This window comes from Natrinema sp. SYSU A 869, from assembly GCF_019879105.1.
In the GTDB taxonomy this organism is placed as follows: Archaea; Halobacteriota; Halobacteria; order Halobacteriales; family Natrialbaceae; genus Natrinema.
This window is the reverse complement of sequence record NZ_CP082247.1, coordinates 253,716-270,636: the sequence shown is the minus strand read 5'-3', so window position 1 is coordinate 270,636 and position 16,921 is coordinate 253,716. Positions and strand designations below refer to the sequence as shown.

Below are 16,921 nucleotides of genomic sequence, written 5' to 3'. Positions count from 1 at the left end.
GTACTCGTTGACCAGTCCCGTTGGTGAAGCTCTTCCCGAGTTCGGCGCCGCCAAAGATCACCATATCGCCGCCTTCCTGTCCTTTGAGCCGCCTGATTTCGTCGACGACATCATGGACCAACCGGATGTTGTCCCAGGACCCCACTCAACCTCGCGTGGCTGTCTCGAGAACACGATCTTGGGCGTCCCGTTCACGTAATCGTCGAAATCACCGGTCTCGAAGGGGCAGACCGAGGAGAGGCCCTCGTAGGTCACGCGTCCCATCAGGATCGTGTCGACCGAACATAGGACCTCCGCTGGTCCGGGAGTGGTTCGTCGGCTACCGGGCCAGCTAGTCGGTCTCCCGATTCGGACCCTCGGTGTTCCCGTTCGCAGTCGTGTGCATGGACACGACGATAGATCTCATAGGTCTCCTCCGGATAGTGCGACGAAGTCGTCGAGCTTCTCGAAGCTTTGGTTCCAGCCCTCTTCCATCCCCTCGAGGTATTTGGCCACCTCCGGCGTCGCCTCGAGGACCGCTGCCTCCAGCGTCAGCTCCGTTGTCCCGTTCAGGTCGACAAACGTGACCGTCTGGCGGACCTCGAACTGGTAGTTCCCGTCGTCGTCCTCGACGGCGCCGTCTACCAGCACGAGACGCTCGGGCTCGTCGACCGCCTCGAACCTCCCGTCGCTCGGGTAGACTGTCCCGTCGGGAGCCTCCATGTCGATGCGGAAGGCACCGCCGGGACGGACGTCCATCTCGCAACGCGGCACCGTGAAGTCCGTCGGACCCCACCACTCGGCGACCTGCTCGGGGTCCGTCCACGCGTCCCAGACCGCTTCGCGAGGAGCCTCGAACGTCCGCGTGATAGTCACGTCGTACTCGCTCGGGTCGAACGCGTCTCCGCCAACGGTCTCACTGTCAGTCATCAGTCCCTCCAGGTGAGTTTCGAGTTCATCGAACGAGCCGGTCCAACCGATTTCGGCCCCCTCGATCATTTCGGCCGTGGGGAAACCCTCGTGTGTCAGTGTGAGTTCCGTCGCTCCGTCGCGGTCGGCGAACTCAAACGTGAACGATAGCTTGGGCGTGTCCGCCACGCGGTCACCCTCCTCATCCGCGAAGAGGTCGGTCGCGACGATTCGCTCGGGCTCGACGAGCTCCTCGTAGACGACCTTGCCCCACGACTCCTCGCTATCGGGGCCCTGCATGCAGAAGTGCCAGACACCACCCTCCCGGAAGTCCATCTCGGACACTGACAGCGTCCAGTTTGCTGGACCCCACCACTGGGAGAGTTCGTCGGGGTCGGTGAACGCTCGCCAGACGCGCTCGCGTGGTGCGTCGAATGTGCGTCGGATGGTAAGACTCGCGTCCGTCGTTTCGATCTCGGTTTCGTCTGTCGTATCGGGTGTCATTCTTCGTCGGCCTCCAGATGGTCGGCCAGCGCGTCGAACCGGTCCTCCCAGAAGACGCGGTAGCGAGTCAACCAGCCAAACGCCTCGCCGAGCGGTGCCGCATCTAGGTGACACCGACGGACTCGTCCGTCCTTCTCGACCGCGACGAGGCCCGCATCCTCGAGTGCCTGCAGGTGCTTGGACACTGCGGCCAGCGAGACGTCGTGGGGGTCTGCGAGCTCCGAGACGCTCTTTGGGCCCTCGGCAAGTTGCTCGATGAGCGCACGTCGCGTCGGGTGCGACAGTGCTTGGAAGACCGCGTCGAGGTCCAGATCGTCCGACTGTTGTTCAACCATCTGGTTAAACGTTAAAGGCGCGTCTATTTAACTACTTCGTTGAATAGATTGTCGACTTTGCTCCGCGGTGTCGGTGGGTGATTCGGCGGTCGTGCCGTCTTCTCGTTGTACGTCGAAGGGGGCTCGTCGGTGACCCGATTGCCATACATGCTCACGGGACCAGCTACTGTAATCCGAACTCGCCGAGTCCGCTAGCAAGAGCCGATAGTCGGTAGTTCCCATCGATCCTGATTGCTGACTCGATTTTTAGAAGGACTGAAAGAGATCAGACCGAGTGATTCCCTGCGGCACGCTCAGACGGCGATCTCACGACAGTGAGAGAGCCGTCGCGCCAGACACGATGCGAGGCCGTCGCTCCGGTATAGGGTTGCCGCTGGACGCGGGCGATCTCAGCCCGCGTCCAGCTGGCTATAGGTCGCCGGAATCCCGGTACAGTTCGTCGGTGCTTCCCATTTCCGCCGTAACGTGTCGTCGAGTGCGTGATCAATCCACTCGCGGAAGACCTCGAACCGGAACCAGACAGGCAGTGCTCGCCCGCCGCGCTGCGGCGTGGCGAGCACGCCCCACCGAACGATCACCCAGAGATTCCGCAACAGGAAGCTCACCAGAACGAACAACAGCCGCACGACTGGATCAGTCGTGCTGGTTCGTGCACGCGCTTCACGTATCGTTCGGAAAGCTGTCTCGATCGCTGAGCGCTTCTGGTAGAGTGCTTCGACATCTTTCGGCGTGCGATCGGTCAGATCGCACGCCACGTACGCCCGAACGAGCAAGCCGTGTTTACCTCGATTGCCCTGCTGGTAGGAGACACAGACCGCGAGCGGGAAGCGTAGTTCCCGCTCGCTCCCCTCGTACATCACGTACTCCGTCCAGTAGGACACCGTCGTGTCGAGTTTCTCTGCCATCTGTTTTCCGCGCCGCACGACTGGAAGAGCGACTGATGCGACTGCATTCAGTCGCTCGATCGACGTTCCGTCGTAGAACCCACGGTCGGCAAGAACGCCAGCGACATCAAAGGGGAGGGCCGCGACGTGGTCGAGCACTCGCTCGACCGCGTCGCTCTTCGGTTCATCACCACGAACGGGTGTGACTGCGACGACCAGTGGTTTGGCCCGACAAAGAACAAATCCAGCAAGGTAGCGATGGCACTGGGAGGTGCCATCGCGAGGCTTCGTGTGACAGATTACACCAGGTTCAGCGTGTGGACAGCCATGATAATGGATATCGACGAAGTCGAGGCAGATGATCCTCGGCCCAGCGCCGAGGATCATCGCCGCCTGCTGACAGAGAAGGCGGTTAGCGATTGCTTCGAGTTCAGCAGGCGGGACCGTGTGAAGTTGGGCAAGCGTGTAGTCATCGGAGTACGTTCCACGAGTGGTGTCAGTGACAGCCTTGATGGATTTCTGATCGACAGCGGCCTGGAGGAGCGTCTGTCGGATAATCCCGGAGTCGAAGCCGCAGCCTTCGACTCCGGGGATCGGGATCTCAGAGAGGAGATCAAGCGCTAAGGTTTCAAGGTCAGAGGCCGTAAGAACGGTGTCTGGATGGTAGAGGCACTTCATACACCCATTCAGACGCTTCCTGAGAATCTAACCTCATCAGTCTCGACTAACTTCTGATTCGATGGGAACTACCGATAGTAACCGGCGGGAACTCTCAAGGTCGTACCAGTGGTCGACAAGGCATGTCCACCTGGTTGGGAACACCCTCAAACTGAAGCGGAAGGTGCCGACAGTGGAGGCCACTGAGGTGCTGGATCGTCTCGTCGACTGCCACAGCGACGAGCTACCGCGACTCGAGTCACCAGCTGACTATGGTGACATGACGGTCGTTGACGTTGCGGCCGCGGATGACCTCGACGAGCACAGTAAACTCGTTCTCGAGTGGGCCCATTCCGCCTGGGCGGCGTGGGAGCACCATCACGAACGATCGAAGAGTGGCCCATCGAGCGGCCGACCGCTGAGCCTCCACGAGCAATCGTGACTCACGCGTCGCCGCCGAGTCTCGGGTATCGTCCGCGTCCCTACCAAGGTCCCCGGAAGATTTTAAATGAAATCGACGACGAGAAACACCGATAGCTCGTGATTGGACTCAAGGGAGCGTTCGCCGCCATTGGAGTCGGGTTGCTCGATCTCGTTTCCGTGTTTGTCGGCCTCCGGTACTGACGGACGCCCTCGCGTCCATTCTGGAGGAGTTCTTCGAGACGTAACCTAACGGGTCTGCACAGCACTCGCGACTCGCACACGCATCAGTGATTTGTGACGAACTTGCGAGTCGTGCGGGACCGAAAATCTTGCAGACCCTGCCACCGGATGTACCGTCTACCTACTGATCGGTCGCCTCGAAATACTGGTCACGTGAAATTGTGTATCGATGAACGTCGGCGACGGTATCGTCCAGTGGGAGCCAATTACGGAGCAGTCCGTCGTACTGCCCGCCGTACCGCTTGACGTACTTTTCGATCGCGCGTCGAGACTGTTCGTTTCCGTCAATATGTGAAGCGACGACGAGTTCGAGGTCGAGACGGTCAATCGCGACCGAGAGGAGGGCATCGGCTCGTTCGCCCGAGTACCCGCGTCCCCAGAACTGTCTGTCGAGAAGGATACCGAGGTCGGCAGACCGTTTCTCCCAGTCCGGGTACAGTCCTGTCGTTCCGGCGATAGCGCCTGCTCCGTCTTCCCCGTCCTTCGGTCGGATCACGTACTTTGCACCTTCTTTCTCGTCCCACAGCTGTTCAGCCTTCTCCACGTAGTCGTAGGTTTCTTTCAGTGTCTGATGGGGAGGTGTATCCCAATACTCGAACATCTCTTCAGCATCGTCTCCGTCGCTATAGAGCTCATGAAGGTCGAATATGTCGACAGAGCTGTGCGATATCTGTTCGAGATGGAGCCGGTCCGTCTCGATGTAGTCGGGGAACATAGCATACCCTATTCGATTGAAGGTATTATATGAAGCGCAAGTAACCGTCCGGACCAGCCGATTCACGGATCAGGAGATTCGGCTGCTTGTCGGTCAACTCGCGCCCCGCGACTCGCGGTGGTATGATGACCCGGGTGCGTTCCAGCTCGATCGGTGGACCGACGAATTTCGATCGTCGCTCCCCCGGCTGGCCTACTTCCCTTTCGGCGCCGGGCTCAGACGTTGCGTCGGAGAACGGTTTGCGTTGATGGAGGTGACGTTCTGCCTTTTCTCACGACAGCCGGAGAAACAGTTTTGTTAGTGTGATGCGATGTTAGACCATGCAATCTGATGAACAGGACCTCAAAGAGATTGCGCGCCGCTACGTCGAAGCCGCATGGAACGAAGCTGACGTCGATACGATGGAGGACGTTCTCACCGAACAGCAGGTGTACCACGACCCGACGGGGTCCGGGGAGGAACCGCTCTCGGAGTTCAAGTCGTTCATCCTCGGCTATCACGAGACGTTTCCCGACCTCCACTTCGAGGTCGATCGGTACATCCAGGAGGACGATTACGTCGCCTTCTGGGGCCAAGTGACAGGGACGCACGAGGGGCCATTCATGGGTATCGAACCAACGGGTGAGACCATCGATATCATGGGTATCAACGTCGTCCGCGTCAAGGACGGGAAGGTCGCAGAGCGCTGGGCGAACTTCGATCTCTTCGGAATCCTCCAGCAGATCGGTCACGATCCGTTGGGGCGAGCGGAACCGTGACGCGGGCTGTGGCGATTGTCGTCGCGCTGACCCGCGCACGAAATATTGACACACCGATCACGTGGGTATCCCGAAGCCGTTTGGGAAGTATATCGTCCCTGCCATCGGATTCACACACGATTCATGCCTAATCGGAGTGACTCGAATGGTGTTGGGGGTTGGCGGCGGTGGACGGCGAGTGGTCTTTTACTCCTTGCCGCTCTCGGCGCGGTGTATGCGTTCGTGATCTCCATCACGGCAGTCCGTACAGCCAGCCCCGTGGAAGTGATCGCCGAGACTTGGCGACTCTTTGGTCTCCTCGTCTTTGCCGGAATCTTTCTGTTGCTCGCTTCTCGACCGCGACTGTACCCAGGCATCTGGGAACTCGCGATCTTCCACAAGGCTTCGACGGCGACGTATCTGTTTACCTTCGCCAGCGATGCTCCAGACGCCACAATCACGGCTATGGTCGACGGCGTGTTGGCCGTCGCAATCGTCGTCGCGTATCTGCTCGTCAGGGCGGACAGGAATTGGGAGCGGTTCCGCACTCGCCAGTTAGCTAATGACGAACCGCTTCGATAGCACGGTGCTCGCGAAGTCTGTCCAGGTGAATCACCCCACCCTCAAGGGGCGGGGCTTCCCGTTTCTACGACGTGACTTGCAGACACTCGCTGGAAAGTAGCGGTGTCCGTAGCGGTCACAGTCTCCACGGGCGTGGATTCGGGCCATCCCAGCCCTAATGCAGAAAAGCCTCTCTTCAAGACGTTCATCGTCGCGTTCGCGTCCCTATCTGTTTCAAATCCGCAAGAAGGGCACGAGTGTTCTCTCACCCAGATGGGTTTCGCAGTCTCTACGCCACAGGATGCACACTCTTTGGTTGTTCCACGAGCAGGCACTTGCACGACGTGAGTACCATACAAATCGCCCTTGTATTCGAGGAGTGTTATGAACTGTCTCCACGCAGCATCCTGCTTGTTGCGAGCATTCCCGTCTCCCTGAAGCATCTCAGCTACGTTGAGGTCTTCCACGAACACGGCGTCATACTCTTTGACGAGCCATGTCGTCAACTTGTGCTGGTAGTCCAATACTTTCCGACGAATCTCCCGCTTCGCTTTGGCGACCTTCTGTCGTTGTTTCTCGTAGTTGCTCGACCCGTGTTCTTTCCGCGAGAGTTTGCGTTGCTCTCGGCGGAGTCGTTCGTACTTGTCTTCGAGGTCGAGCCAGTCCACTGTCTGACCGTCGCTCGTGTGGATGTAATTCAGGATGCCAAGGTCGATTCCTACGCTGTTGCTCGCATCAAGCGTGTCCAATGCAGTTTTCTCTGGAACGTGTTCGTCGTCGATTTCGAGACTGAAGGAAACGAACCACTCACCCGTCACTTCTTTCTTGAACGTGATTTCTTTGATAGTAACGTGTTCGGGGAGTGGGCGGTGGTATCGGATTTTTATCCATCCGATTTTACTGAAGCGGACGTATGCAAACCCGTCTCGACCCCTCTTGTTATCGAGGTCGAAGCCAGACTGATTGTACGTGACACTCCGATACTCGGCTGGAGATTGTCGTTTGAGCCGACCAATCTTGTACCCTTTCTCTTTCTTTTTCGAAGATTCGAGAGATTGCGGTGGAAGCGTGCGACGGTGGCTTGCGCTGCTTTCGAATGAAGTTCGCTGAATACAGACCACTTACGTTTCCAGTCGGGGAGTTTGTTGTTCTGCGCGTATTCGCTTGGCTTGTCGTCTTCAGGACTGTTCGTATAGTCCCATTTGACGTGGTTGTAGAGTTGGCGATGAACGTCGAGGTGGTATTCGGCAGCCATCGCTACCTCGTCGCTTGGGTAAGCGCGGTAACGGTGACTGTGTTCCATCGCTGTCTACGTGTTTGGAATATGTCTACTTAGTGGTTTGTATCGGCTTGCCTATCGGATTCATCCTCGGGGTCAAGCCCCGAGGTATTCTCCTGTACCGCTGATAAAGTAGGCTAACTCGAGCCGTCTGTATCTGGCACTATTTTAAATTAGATTGGGATCGAATTTCAATACTACTCCCGAATCTCGTCGATACTCTCAGCCACGTTTTCAGCCTGGATATCGCTGTAAGCCTTGTGCGTGGTTTCAATTGACTCGTGCCGGAGCGCCTTTTGAGCCAGTTCGGAGTGGCCTTTTTCGTACAATTCAGCACCCAACGCACGCCGCGCACCGTGGGGTTGCAGATACTCAGCGTCCCCATCAACCTCGATACCAGCCTCATCGGTCAACTGTTTCAAGATCTGTCGCCCGGCCTCTTTCGTGATCGACGGCGGGGCGATCTCCTGGTCGCGGAGGATCGCATCGATATCGCTGCCCGGCTCTGGCCGTTCGCCCGTGGCCTCGTCGACGGCAGCGTACTTGCTCGCAGCGTGATCCGTGGGGAACAGTGGCCAGTCATCAGTCGGTGGTTCTTGGACGCGCTGCAGACGCGACAATGCGTCGTGTGCAGCCTCAGTGAGTCCGACGGGTTCGAGTTCACGGGACTTACCATACACCTCGAGTCGGCCACGCTCGAGCTCAACATCATCCCACCAAAGCCCCTCGCGATCAGCGTCGTTACGATCGCGAAAGAGTTCAGCACCGCGTAGTCCGAGCTCAGCGAGTAGGATTACGATGGTCCGATCGCGATAGGCCCGCTCAAGCGGGACGTCGATGGTCTCCTCACGAGCCATGTCGATGCGTTCGTTCGCGTAGGCGATGAGTCGGTCGCGTTGTGCTGGGTCCCAGAACTGCGTCTCACCGGTTGGCTTGTCTTCGGGCAGGAACTCCTCGGCGCGTTCAGTCTGTGCGGGGTTCGTATCGAGCAGTTCATCGCGAACGCAAAACGAGAGGAACGCTCGGACGTAGGCAAAGTACGTGTTCGCCGTCGACCCGGCGATCTCCCCGTCGATGTAGTCCTCGCGCAACTCGAGGCCGTACTCCCGACAGTCGCCCGAGTCTAAGTCAGCGACCAACTCGATTCCTTCGTCCTCACAGAACATAGCGAAATCCTTGAGGACAGGTTTCATCGTGGCGCGGCTGCCGCCAGACTCGAGTTTCTTCTCGAGGTAACGTTCGACCGTCTCTTCGACGGTCTTCCCCGCTGAATTGCGATCTCGAGAGCGTGTTCTATCGGCTGTCATTTGCCTTGGAACGTGTATGTCGACTCGAGTTGGTCGTTCTCGCCGAGAATCGTTATCCGATTCCCTGGAGCAGCATTTGATTCGATGAACTCGTCGACACAGTCCTCGGGACCCTCATCGACAGTCGCGATCATAACGAGCTTCTTCTCGCCGTCTTCACCGGTCGAACCCCCTGAGTTTCCGTTTTGCATGATTTTCACTGTGGGGTACAGCGTCGACCCATGTAAATCTACTTGGTCAAACTGCTGTTTGAACAAGTAAATGCTGTATCGGCTAAGGAGCGTGTTTTCGACACTTTCAGTCGGCCTACGGAGTGATATCGTATTTAGTAAAGTGAATAACGCTATATGAAATGGTAGGTGGTTTAGATAACAGAGTTTCGGAGGATGTCCTAGTTTTCGTCCAAGTATCCACCAGCTTGTGATTCTATTCGACGATTCAGCAGTGGTTTGAGTTCTTTTGGCCGGGACTATCGATAGAGTGTGAGATAGTAGCTGGTTTCTGGCGGTGCTGAACAGTGTTCCCACTCTGGGAGAGCAGTCCCAGCGGGATTCAGTCCGTTAGTCGGGTGGAATCAGTGCCGAGACGACGATCTCAACGCATTCACCAGCAGTCAGCACAGGTGCATAGTCCATCGGGCCATCCACGTCAGCTTTCAACAGGAAGTCGGTGAGTCGCCAGACGTTGTAGAGCAGTACGGCGAACACGAAGTAGAACAGTCGCACCCGGTAATCCTTCGAGGAGGTCTTCGCGAGGAAATCGTTCTTAATCGATTTGTACTCGTTCTCGATCTGCCAGCGGCGACTGTATCGTCGACAGAAGGTCTCTGCCTCGTCTGGTCCGACGCTGAGGTTCGTCGCGAAAACCGCCGTGCCATCGCCTTTCGTCGAGGGCACGTACAAGAACCGCATCGGGTGGTTTCCAGCTTCGACGTGGACGGAAGCTGATTCTACTGCGACCTCTTGTTCGTCGTCGTCCATCGTCTCGATGACTTCCCGCTCGGTGCTGTTGATTCGCTTGGGAATCAGGTAGTTCACGCCGAGGTTCGAGAGCGTCTGGTAAACCTGCTGTGAGTCGAATTCTCGGTCGCACAGCACTGTCTCGATGGGGACGTGTTCCTGGGCTCGTTTCACCAGGCGTCGGACGACACGATGAATCTCATTCGATGGATTACTATCCCACTCCGAACTCTCCCTGATCGGCTCTACTCCCAAGACCAACGGGATGTTCTGCCCGATAATCGATATGGTCGCGAATTTGAACGCCCGACAGTCCTTATTCTTCGTACCGCTGACCATCGACATGCCCTCGACGTCGCCGTAGTATGGGATGGTCGTGATGTCGATTGCAGTGGTAACCGGTCGACGGAACGATGCTTCAGAGTCGATAACCGAGATAATTTGCTCGGTCGCCGCGTCGAAACCCTGGATCAGCGTTTCCGGCTCGAATCGCTTGACTGCTCTGAGATGCGTATCACCATGAGGACTACTGTCCGGCCCGTGCCGATACTGGAAGCGGTTGGCACCTTGGGGTGTTCCGCAGCTAACCATGCCCATGAACGTCTGCAATTCGAAGAACTGCGTATCCTCGTAGGTGGCGTTCGCGGCACGACCCGAATCAAATTCGTCGAAGCCATGATCACGAGCCAGGCGGGTCGTCCGCTGGATTTGCTCGTCAGTGAACTCGCTTGATTCGTCCTTGACGTCGTTATCCGGAAACGTATTCGGGTCCTGGTTTGAGGTCACGACCTCTGCTTTTGGCCGAACCTCGGGGGCGTCGATGTCATGGTCGTGAATTTCTTTGACGACGTAGTGTGCAGCTGTGGTGACGAATGTCCTCGTGGCATCGTCGAATCGGTTGCGCCAGGTCCGCGAGAGCACCGATTCGTCAGGGACCTTTTCGAGCCTAAACGCATCGGCCAGTTCGGGATACGTGGTGAGCGTGCGGTAGCTCTCGCCCGTGAGTTCCCGGTACAGAAACAAACGCACCATCCCCTCGAAGGAATGAGGGGCTGGATGCCACTCGGGATAGCCGTCATCGAGTACATCGAACGAGTCCCTCAGCATTCGAAGATCGTTACAAAACGATTGCCCGCTTTCGAGCGCCGTCCTGAGTTCCACCCCAACAAGGTACGCTTCAGTCAACAGCCGTCTCTGACCAACCATAATCGTCACCCAACAAGCCAGTCAGACAAGCGACGTGCTCCACGGTCACTCCGCCACCGCGAGAGATGCTGTCGACTCGTTCAGTACAGAGGGTGTATTAGTCATTCATCAGAACTGGACCTATTGGGTTGCGTGATAACCAGTATGAGGTTAGTCTCTGAGTGTTACATATGCCAATGCTCGAAGAGTGGACACTGTGGCTACATATCGAAGGGGAACATAGCTCTCTTCGCTGGCGTCGGAGCGCTCATGACGAAAAAAGGCGGGTTACGATACAACCAGGCCGGAAAGTATTCCTCGTCTCGATAGGTGGCGTCGTCGGCATGGTATTCATTCTTCTACCCCTTGACCCCACTCCGTTCCGAGCAGCTCTTCCGCTCGTGGCTATCTTCAAAGGCTACATCGCATTCTCGGGATCTCGAGCGTTCTCCCACCCCCGGATAGGCGTTTTGGGGGGTGTCCGGTGGAGAGACCTCCTCCCTTTGAAGGTAATTCGGTAAGCTAGTTTCGAACGAACTCTTCTACATCTCTTGTGTCTCCCTACGGATTAATACCTCGAGGCACTCTACCTTGGACTATGCCTGCTTGGACGACGGATGAGATGGCGCCGGCGCTTTATCGGCCGGTCGAGGACCTAGAAACTCCGGCCTTGCTCGTCGACATCGATGCGATGGAGCGTAACATCGAAGAATACGTGGCATTTGCCGACGAGAACGACGTAATGCTCCGTTCCCACATCAAGACGCACAAGAACGCCGAACTCGCAGCACTCGAGGACGAGATGACCGACGGTGGTGGAATCTGTTGTCAAACGCTGGGCGAGGTGGAAACGATGGCGCGAAACGGGATCGACGATATCTACCTATCCTATCAGGTCGTCGGCGAGCAAAAACTCAACTGGTTCTGCTGGCTCTCACAGAAGGCCGAGAGATTGGCAACGACGGTCGACTCAGCCGCGACGATAGACATTCTTCAGGACGCCGCTCAAGACCACGAAATAACGGCCGACGTCATACTCGAAGTCGACGTGGGATTGCACAGGACTGGCGTCGCTCCTGGCTCTGAGGCCGTTGCTCTCGCGGAACGAATCGACGAAGCGGCCAATCTGGAGTTCGACGGCATCCTCGCGTACGAGTCGCACGTAAAGGCTGAAGCGGAGACCGAATCGGAATTCGACGAACTGTGCAGGGAGGCGATGGAGCTTGCCGAGGACGTAGTCGACGACATCGAGGCCGCTGGAATTCCCGTAGACGAGGTGAAGGTCGGCGGGACGGCGACGTCGAGGTACAGTGGCAAGCATCCGGTGGTCACCGAGATCAACCCGGGGATGTATCCCTTCAACGATGTTGGCGAACTCGAACTCCGCCCATGGGAGGTATCGAAGGACGACTGCGCAGCGACGGTCATCACTACGGTCATCTCCGTGCCGGACAACGACCGGCTCGTCGTTGACGGAGGCAGCAAGACGTTCTCCTTGGACAAACCACAGATGCCGGTCCCGAAGAATCGGGACGATATCGAATACGCCAACGCCAGTGAGGAACATGGGTGGATCGACACCAGCAACTCGGACGAGTCCTTTGCAGTGGGCGACCGGCTGGAGTTCATCGTCCCCCACGTCTGCACGACGATCAACCTCCACGACCTCATCATCGGCGCCCGAGACGACCAGGTCGAGGAGCTATGGGAGGTGCAGGCGAGAGGGAAGGTCCGCTAACAGCAACGAATGGATTCGGGCTAGTCGGCACCGAATCGTTACTCCCCTGCGGGTCGGTCAAACACGGTCTCGACGCTGCGACCAGCGAGCGCGACAACCGTCGCGATTCTCGTCTTCTGCAGATTTCGCTCGCTGAAGTAACAGCCCAAGTCCAACAGTGTCTGCTCACTACCACGGTAATCGTATGTTGACCTGGCGAGTCTCCCCTCCGGGCAACGCGTCGTAGCTACAAGTGGGAGATCCTCTCGTGCGAGGGCTTCCAGCGGGGGAATGATCCCTGGCGGAATGTGGCCCGAACCGGTAGTTGCCAGTACTACCGCCTCGAAATCACCCGGTTCAGGCATTTGCGAAGGGGGCATCTCTGCTGTCACCGTGAGGGCAGCGACCTCGTTCGTCAATGTCTCCGGATCGACGTCGATTGTCGGGGTCGGATCGACGCTGGCTCGCCATCGGATCGTCTCTTCGTCGTGAACGGCGAGCGGGCCCAGCTCGGGCGACTGGAACGTATCTAGTCTCATCGAGTGGGTCTTCGTGACGAGCTTGGCTGCGTGAACCTGATCATTGAAAGCGACAAGGACTCCACGTCCACGAGCACCGTCGCTCGTCACCGTTCGAATGGCCGTGAGGAGATTGGCTGGACCATCAGGACTCGCCAGCGATGGGTTTCGCATCGCGCCCGTGAATACGACAGGTGTCTCGCCATCGTAACAGAGGTCAAGGAAGTACGCTACCTCTTCGAGGGTGTCTGTTCCCTGTGTAACAACAATACCATCCACTGTATCATCACGGTCATACTCGGCTACCAGCTCACTGAGCCTGTACATCTGGCTGATAGAGAACTGTGGACTGGGAATATTCGAGAAGTCGTCTGTAGTCAACTCGATGTCATCGCTCAGCCCTGGGACGCTTGCGATGAGGTCTTCACCGGTCAATTCAGGACTGGCTCCACCACCAGAGTCCTTGGTTGAAGCTATCGTCCCACCGGTAGAAATGACAACTACTGACATTGCCAGGGCTTTCGACGCGAATCTCTAATATCCTCTCATTGCCTTACTCGGGACGTTGCTGGGAGAGAACGATCAGTGCGTCCTCTTTCCACCAGAGCCGCTCCAGAGTATGAGACCCCTTCCGTCTTCGGTCAAGACGTCGCGCTACCGCTATCGGTGTTCATATGACTCCCAGTGACAAAGAGAGAGTATGACTACCCCAGAACTTGTCTGTTCCTCGTGTGGCCGGACATACAGCGATCAGTGGCGGTGTCAGTGTGGCGGTGTCCTCGACTTCGCTCAGCAACCGCTTCCGGAGTACGACCGGCCAGACCCCGGTCAGTTCGACACGCGAGACGGACTCTGGTCTTTTGATATGTTCATTCCCGTCGAGAAAGGTCCCTCTCTCGGCGAAGGAATGACGCCGCTGATCCCATCATCGACCTGGGACGCCCAGTTCAAGCTCGAATACGTCTCCCCGACGGGGAGCTTCAAGGATCGGGGTGCAACCACGACTATTAGCCACGCGATAGCGTGTGGCGCAGATCGAGTCGTCGAAGATTCGTCGGGGAACGCTGGTGCTGCCATCGCAACCTACGCCGCCCAAGCAGGCATCGATGCGGAGATCTACGTCCCAGCGGAGGTGAAAGAGTCGAAGCTCCGAGCGATCGAACGGGCTGGTGCGACGCCTGTTCGAATTGAAGGCGGACGCCAAGCTGTGACTGATGCCTGCATCGATGCCGTCGAATCTGGCGACGCGTGGTACGCGAGTCATTCGTGGAGTCCAGCGTTCTTCGCAGGAACGGCGACGTTCGCGTACGAGGTCGCGCTCCAACGTGACTGGAGCGTCCCTGATGCGATTGTGATGCCACTCGGTCATGGGACCCTGTTCCTGGGCGTGTACCGTGGTTTCAAGGCATTGTCTGAAGCGGGATGGATTGATTCAGTTCCGCGTCTACTCGGTGCGCAAGCCGCCGGCTACGCTCCGATTGCGAGCGAACTCCACGAGGTCCCCGAGGGTGAGAATGATGTCGCGGACGGCATCCAGATACGGGAGCCGACGCGGAAACAACAGCTCCTAGATGCGATTGCTGAGACCGATGGTGATGCGATTGCCATTGCGGAAGATGCCGTGCAGACGGAGTTAGATCGCCTCCACAGGAAAGGGTTCTACGTGGAACCAACCTCTGCAATCGCACCTGCGGCACTTGCGGCGTATCGAGAAAGCGGAACGCTTGCGAAAGATGCAGACGTGGTGATGCCCCTCACTGGACATGGGATGAAGACTTAATCTGACGGAGCATTCATCGAGATGTCTGCGCTCTGTTTCCAATGTAGTTTTGGAACACAATCTGTATCAAGGTTAGTTCCACTGGTAAATTCGCAAATGTACTGAGCAGGTAGTCCACTACGAATCACGCCGAAAGAAAGGCGCACAACAAATCCATCCTCCGAGGCTGTGAGATAAGACTACAGTAGGTTTAGCAGGCCTATAGAGCGTGAATTCAGACAAAACAGTCCAGCGGTGATACTTCAGACTCCACCTCAGCCGCTAATTTCTATTAATCAGAAAAATAGGTTCGGCGATCTTCCGAGATCCCCTTCAGTGTCGCCACTCAGAAACAGCTCTTTCACGCGGGTAGAGTGGCTCCTCACCCAATTCCTGTTTCCTTCTTCAGCAGCGTGAGCGTGTTATCAGCCGTTACCAGTGGCGTATGCTCGTACTCACCAGTCAATTCGATCTGCACGAGAAGATCAACAGCTCGCCAGATCGAATACAGCAAACACGCAAAGGCGAAATAGAAGAACCGCAGAACAAAGTTCTTCGACGTCGTCGCTGCCATGAACCGCTTGATACACTTATAGCCACTCTCGATTTCCCACCGCGAATCATAGAAATGAACTGCTCCTGGACGACAGTTCGTCATAAAAACGCTATACTGCGTGTAATCGGAACTCTCCGCGTTCTCTCGTCGTCGTAGATCAGTGTCGTCTCATGCCACTCATTCCTTCCCAAGTGCAGTTTGCGGTCAGTGACATAGCGATCTTGATCCCACCGAAGTAGACGCTTTGCTTGAGCTCGTTCACTCGTGTGCATCCGCTTCGAACAACGTATCCGAGTCCGCGTTGATCGATTTCTTCGAGGATATGCTGACTGTCGAATGCTCGATCCATTAACACACGATCGACGTGAACAAGGTCCTTCGCGGAGTCTAGCAGGTCCTCAATGATCTTGCGACGACTCTCTCCCTTTCGGATCGGCCGGGCATCTAGCACCAATGGAACAGCCTTTCCAACCAACTGTACGGTCGCCCACTGGTAGGCATAGTCACCATCCCTTGTGCCGAAAATCTCGTCCTCGTGGCCCGTTCGATCGTCTGTGAACGGCTCTGCCTCGGTCGTATCGATTGCAACAGATCCAGCACGGTGGAAAGCATCTGTCTCCGACACTTGGTCGATGAGCCGCTGCAATGCCTCGTGATACATCTCGCGAACCGACTCGATCGAGAGACCACGGATGTGCGCTCGATGAGCGTGTCCCAACGGTGTCCGGTCCCGCTGAGAGTCATAGAGAAAGCTGCGTGCTCCTTCGTTCGCCGCCAGGTTCTCTCGGAGCCCGAGATACGTCTGGAGATCCCAGAACGCGTTCGGATGAATCTCACAGCTGTCTCCGCGATTGAGCGAGAACGCCGGATAAACAATATGACTCACCTGTTCAGTAATCTCGTCTGCATGGGTGAGCACTTCGTAATCGGTGGGACTGGTCTCTTCATGGCTCTCAGAGTTACGAAGCGGGTCTCTGGGAACGTCGCTGCCTTCCCTGTTGGCGTTGATGAGAACGGTTCGTGCGCTCTTCTTGATTGTCTCCCGCAGATCAGGTGGGAACCTGCAGTGCCACGTCCGCCAGAGTGTTGATTGATCGGGAACCGTCTCGAAGCCAAGCTGCTGTTGGATCGATGGCCGGTTTTTGAGGTGTTTGAGGAGTGCTGTTTCATGATCCCAGCCGTAGGCTTCTTTCAGCAAAAACGCCCGTGCCAGCGTTCGCATTGCGTACGTTGCTGGCTCGTCGTACTGATCATGTGGAGTCAGATCAGCGTATTTCAACGGGAGTTCACAAATGAACTCGTCAACCGAGTTGTGGTCTTCGCGAGCAAACCAGACCAATGCGACAGTCCGAATATCTTCTTCGAGTGCCCCGAGCGAACTGCGATCGTACAACCTTGTCGTGTCGTACGCTGGCCACTCTCGGTACGAATCCGTTGCGATCGCTCGAAAGACATCGCGTCGCGAATCCTGTGTCGAGGCCATTGGCGAACGCTTTTGACTCGAGCGCAAGAGCCTATCTATACTGCTCAGTACAGGTCAAGTAGGTAACGGCGCAGCAATCGATTCCTCCGATAGCTGTCAAGCGAAGCCTGCTGAATATAGAGGATGAGTTCAGCGCACGGTTTCACTTGGAAGTCAATGAACCAGCCATTCGGTATGGTTTGCAGACATACCGCTGAGTTACCTTGTCAACAGC

General features: G+C 56.8%; 15 protein-coding genes and 2 pseudogenes. 6 read left to right on the top strand and 11 right to left on the bottom strand.

Annotated features, from left to right (window positions below; all coding sequences use genetic code 11):
• Positions 1–57: 57 nt before the first annotated feature.
• The 4 genes from K6I40_RS01080 to K6I40_RS01065 form a co-directional block, all read right to left on the bottom strand.
• A complete protein-coding gene (locus K6I40_RS01080; protein ID WP_222913243.1) occupies positions 58–264 on the bottom strand; it encodes a hypothetical protein in 207 nt (68 codons plus the stop codon).
• A 138-nt stretch (positions 265–402) separates the two neighbouring features.
• Positions 403–1,392 carry an SRPBCC domain-containing protein gene (locus K6I40_RS01075; protein WP_222913240.1) on the bottom strand — a complete coding sequence of 330 codons (990 nt, stop codon included), beginning with the start codon at positions 1,390–1,392 and terminating at the stop codon, positions 403–405.
• Positions 1,389–1,727, bottom strand: coding sequence for a metalloregulator ArsR/SmtB family transcription factor (locus K6I40_RS01070; RefSeq protein ID WP_222913238.1), 339 nt, complete (start codon positions 1,725–1,727; stop codon positions 1,389–1,391). The genes K6I40_RS01075 and K6I40_RS01070 overlap by 4 nt, the downstream gene beginning before the upstream one ends.
• 389 nt (positions 1,728–2,116) lie before the next feature.
• On the bottom strand, positions 2,117–3,289 hold the full coding sequence (locus K6I40_RS01065) for an ISH3 family transposase (protein WP_222913236.1): 1,173 nt from the start codon (positions 3,287–3,289) through the stop codon (positions 2,117–2,119).
• A 61-nt stretch (positions 3,290–3,350) separates the two neighbouring features.
• On the opposite strand from K6I40_RS01065, the gene K6I40_RS01060 reads away from it, so the two are divergent.
• Positions 3,351–3,710 (top strand): DUF5946 family protein, encoded by a 360-nt coding sequence (locus tag K6I40_RS01060; RefSeq protein ID WP_222913235.1) that lies wholly within the window; start codon positions 3,351–3,353, stop codon positions 3,708–3,710.
• A 342-nt stretch (positions 3,711–4,052) separates the two neighbouring features.
• Here the strand turns inward: K6I40_RS01060 and K6I40_RS01055 are convergent, their stop codons facing one another.
• Positions 4,053–4,646 (bottom strand): GNAT family N-acetyltransferase, encoded by a 594-nt coding sequence (locus K6I40_RS01055; RefSeq protein ID WP_222913233.1) that lies wholly within the window; start codon positions 4,644–4,646, stop codon positions 4,053–4,055.
• A 16-nt stretch (positions 4,647–4,662) separates the two neighbouring features.
• Between K6I40_RS01055 and K6I40_RS28840 the strand changes: the two genes are divergently transcribed.
• The 3 genes from K6I40_RS28840 to K6I40_RS01040 all read left to right on the top strand — a co-directional run bounded on the left by K6I40_RS28840 (position 4,663) and on the right by K6I40_RS01040 (position 5,965).
• Positions 4,663–4,947: a cytochrome P450 gene (locus K6I40_RS28840; protein WP_345779364.1), complete on the top strand. Its 285-nt coding sequence runs from the start codon at positions 4,663–4,665 to the stop codon at positions 4,945–4,947.
• Between the two features lie 19 nt (positions 4,948–4,966).
• Positions 4,967–5,404, top strand: a complete 438-nt coding sequence (locus tag K6I40_RS01045) for an ester cyclase (protein ID WP_222913231.1) — start codon at positions 4,967–4,969, stop codon at positions 5,402–5,404.
• A gap of 258 nt (positions 5,405–5,662) precedes the next feature.
• Positions 5,663–5,965, top strand: a complete 303-nt coding sequence (locus K6I40_RS01040; RefSeq protein ID WP_255681405.1) for a hypothetical protein — start codon at positions 5,663–5,665, stop codon at positions 5,963–5,965.
• Positions 5,966–6,006: 41 nt separating this feature from the next.
• Here the strand turns inward: K6I40_RS01040 and K6I40_RS01035 are convergent.
• The 4 genes and pseudogenes from K6I40_RS01035 to K6I40_RS01020 all read right to left on the bottom strand — a co-directional run bounded on the left by K6I40_RS01035 (position 6,007) and on the right by K6I40_RS01020 (position 10,695).
• A pseudogene (locus K6I40_RS01035) lies at positions 6,007–7,247 on the bottom strand (transposase).
• Between the two features lie 173 nt (positions 7,248–7,420).
• Positions 7,421–8,530 (bottom strand): tyrosine-type recombinase/integrase, encoded by a 1,110-nt coding sequence (locus K6I40_RS01030; protein WP_222913227.1) that lies wholly within the window; start codon positions 8,528–8,530, stop codon positions 7,421–7,423.
• Positions 8,527–8,721 carry a hypothetical protein gene (locus K6I40_RS01025; RefSeq protein WP_222913225.1) on the bottom strand — a complete coding sequence of 65 codons (195 nt, stop codon included), beginning with the start codon at positions 8,719–8,721 and terminating at the stop codon, positions 8,527–8,529. The genes K6I40_RS01030 and K6I40_RS01025 overlap by 4 nt, the downstream gene beginning before the upstream one ends.
• Positions 8,722–9,090: 369 nt before the next feature.
• Positions 9,091–10,695: a transposase gene (locus K6I40_RS01020; RefSeq protein ID WP_222913223.1), complete on the bottom strand. Its 1,605-nt coding sequence runs from the start codon at positions 10,693–10,695 to the stop codon at positions 9,091–9,093.
• Between the two features lie 601 nt (positions 10,696–11,296).
• On the opposite strand from K6I40_RS01020, the gene K6I40_RS01015 reads away from it, so the two are divergent.
• On the top strand, positions 11,297–12,412 hold the full coding sequence (locus K6I40_RS01015) for an alanine racemase (RefSeq protein WP_222913222.1): 1,116 nt from the start codon (positions 11,297–11,299) through the stop codon (positions 12,410–12,412).
• Between the two features lie 38 nt (positions 12,413–12,450).
• Here the strand turns inward: K6I40_RS01015 and K6I40_RS01010 are convergent, their stop codons facing one another.
• Positions 12,451–13,419, bottom strand: coding sequence for an asparaginase (locus K6I40_RS01010; RefSeq protein WP_222913220.1), 969 nt, complete (start codon positions 13,417–13,419; stop codon positions 12,451–12,453).
• 190 nt (positions 13,420–13,609) lie between these two features.
• Between K6I40_RS01010 and K6I40_RS01005 the strand changes: the two genes are divergently transcribed.
• Positions 13,610–14,689 (top strand): pyridoxal-phosphate dependent enzyme, encoded by a 1,080-nt coding sequence (locus K6I40_RS01005; protein ID WP_222913218.1) that lies wholly within the window; start codon positions 13,610–13,612, stop codon positions 14,687–14,689.
• A gap of 361 nt (positions 14,690–15,050) precedes the next feature.
• Here K6I40_RS01005 and K6I40_RS01000 read toward each other — a convergent pair.
• A pseudogene (locus K6I40_RS01000) lies at positions 15,051–16,707 on the bottom strand (transposase).
• Positions 16,708–16,921: the final 214 nt, after the last annotated feature.

What these genes read in the sequence shown, in the direction of transcription:
- K6I40_RS01080 (WP_222913243.1), bottom strand. Translation starts at nt 264, where the DNA reads ATGGGACGCGTGACCTACGAGGGCCTCTCCTCGGTCTGCCCCTTCGAG.
- K6I40_RS01075 (WP_222913240.1), bottom strand. Translation starts at nt 1,392, where the DNA reads ATGACACCCGATACGACAGACGAAACCGAGATCGAAACGACGGACGCG.
- K6I40_RS01070 (WP_222913238.1), bottom strand. Translation starts at nt 1,727, where the DNA reads ATGGTTGAACAACAGTCGGACGATCTGGACCTCGACGCGGTCTTCCAA.
- K6I40_RS01065 (WP_222913236.1), bottom strand. Translation starts at nt 3,289, where the DNA reads ATGAAGTGCCTCTACCATCCAGACACCGTTCTTACGGCCTCTGACCTT.
- K6I40_RS01060 (WP_222913235.1), top strand. Translation starts at nt 3,351, where the DNA reads ATGGGAACTACCGATAGTAACCGGCGGGAACTCTCAAGGTCGTACCAG.
- K6I40_RS01055 (WP_222913233.1), bottom strand. Translation starts at nt 4,646, where the DNA reads ATGTTCCCCGACTACATCGAGACGGACCGGCTCCATCTCGAACAGATA.
- K6I40_RS01045 (WP_222913231.1), top strand. Translation starts at nt 4,967, where the DNA reads ATGCAATCTGATGAACAGGACCTCAAAGAGATTGCGCGCCGCTACGTC.
- K6I40_RS01030 (WP_222913227.1), bottom strand. Translation starts at nt 8,530, where the DNA reads ATGACAGCCGATAGAACACGCTCTCGAGATCGCAATTCAGCGGGGAAG.
- K6I40_RS01025 (WP_222913225.1), bottom strand. Translation starts at nt 8,721, where the DNA reads ATGCAAAACGGAAACTCAGGGGGTTCGACCGGTGAAGACGGCGAGAAG.
- K6I40_RS01020 (WP_222913223.1), bottom strand. Translation starts at nt 10,695, where the DNA reads ATGGTTGGTCAGAGACGGCTGTTGACTGAAGCGTACCTTGTTGGGGTG.
- K6I40_RS01015 (WP_222913222.1), top strand. Translation starts at nt 11,297, where the DNA reads ATGGCGCCGGCGCTTTATCGGCCGGTCGAGGACCTAGAAACTCCGGCC.
- K6I40_RS01010 (WP_222913220.1), bottom strand. Translation starts at nt 13,419, where the DNA reads ATGTCAGTAGTTGTCATTTCTACCGGTGGGACGATAGCTTCAACCAAG.
- K6I40_RS01005 (WP_222913218.1), top strand. Translation starts at nt 13,610, where the DNA reads ATGACTACCCCAGAACTTGTCTGTTCCTCGTGTGGCCGGACATACAGC.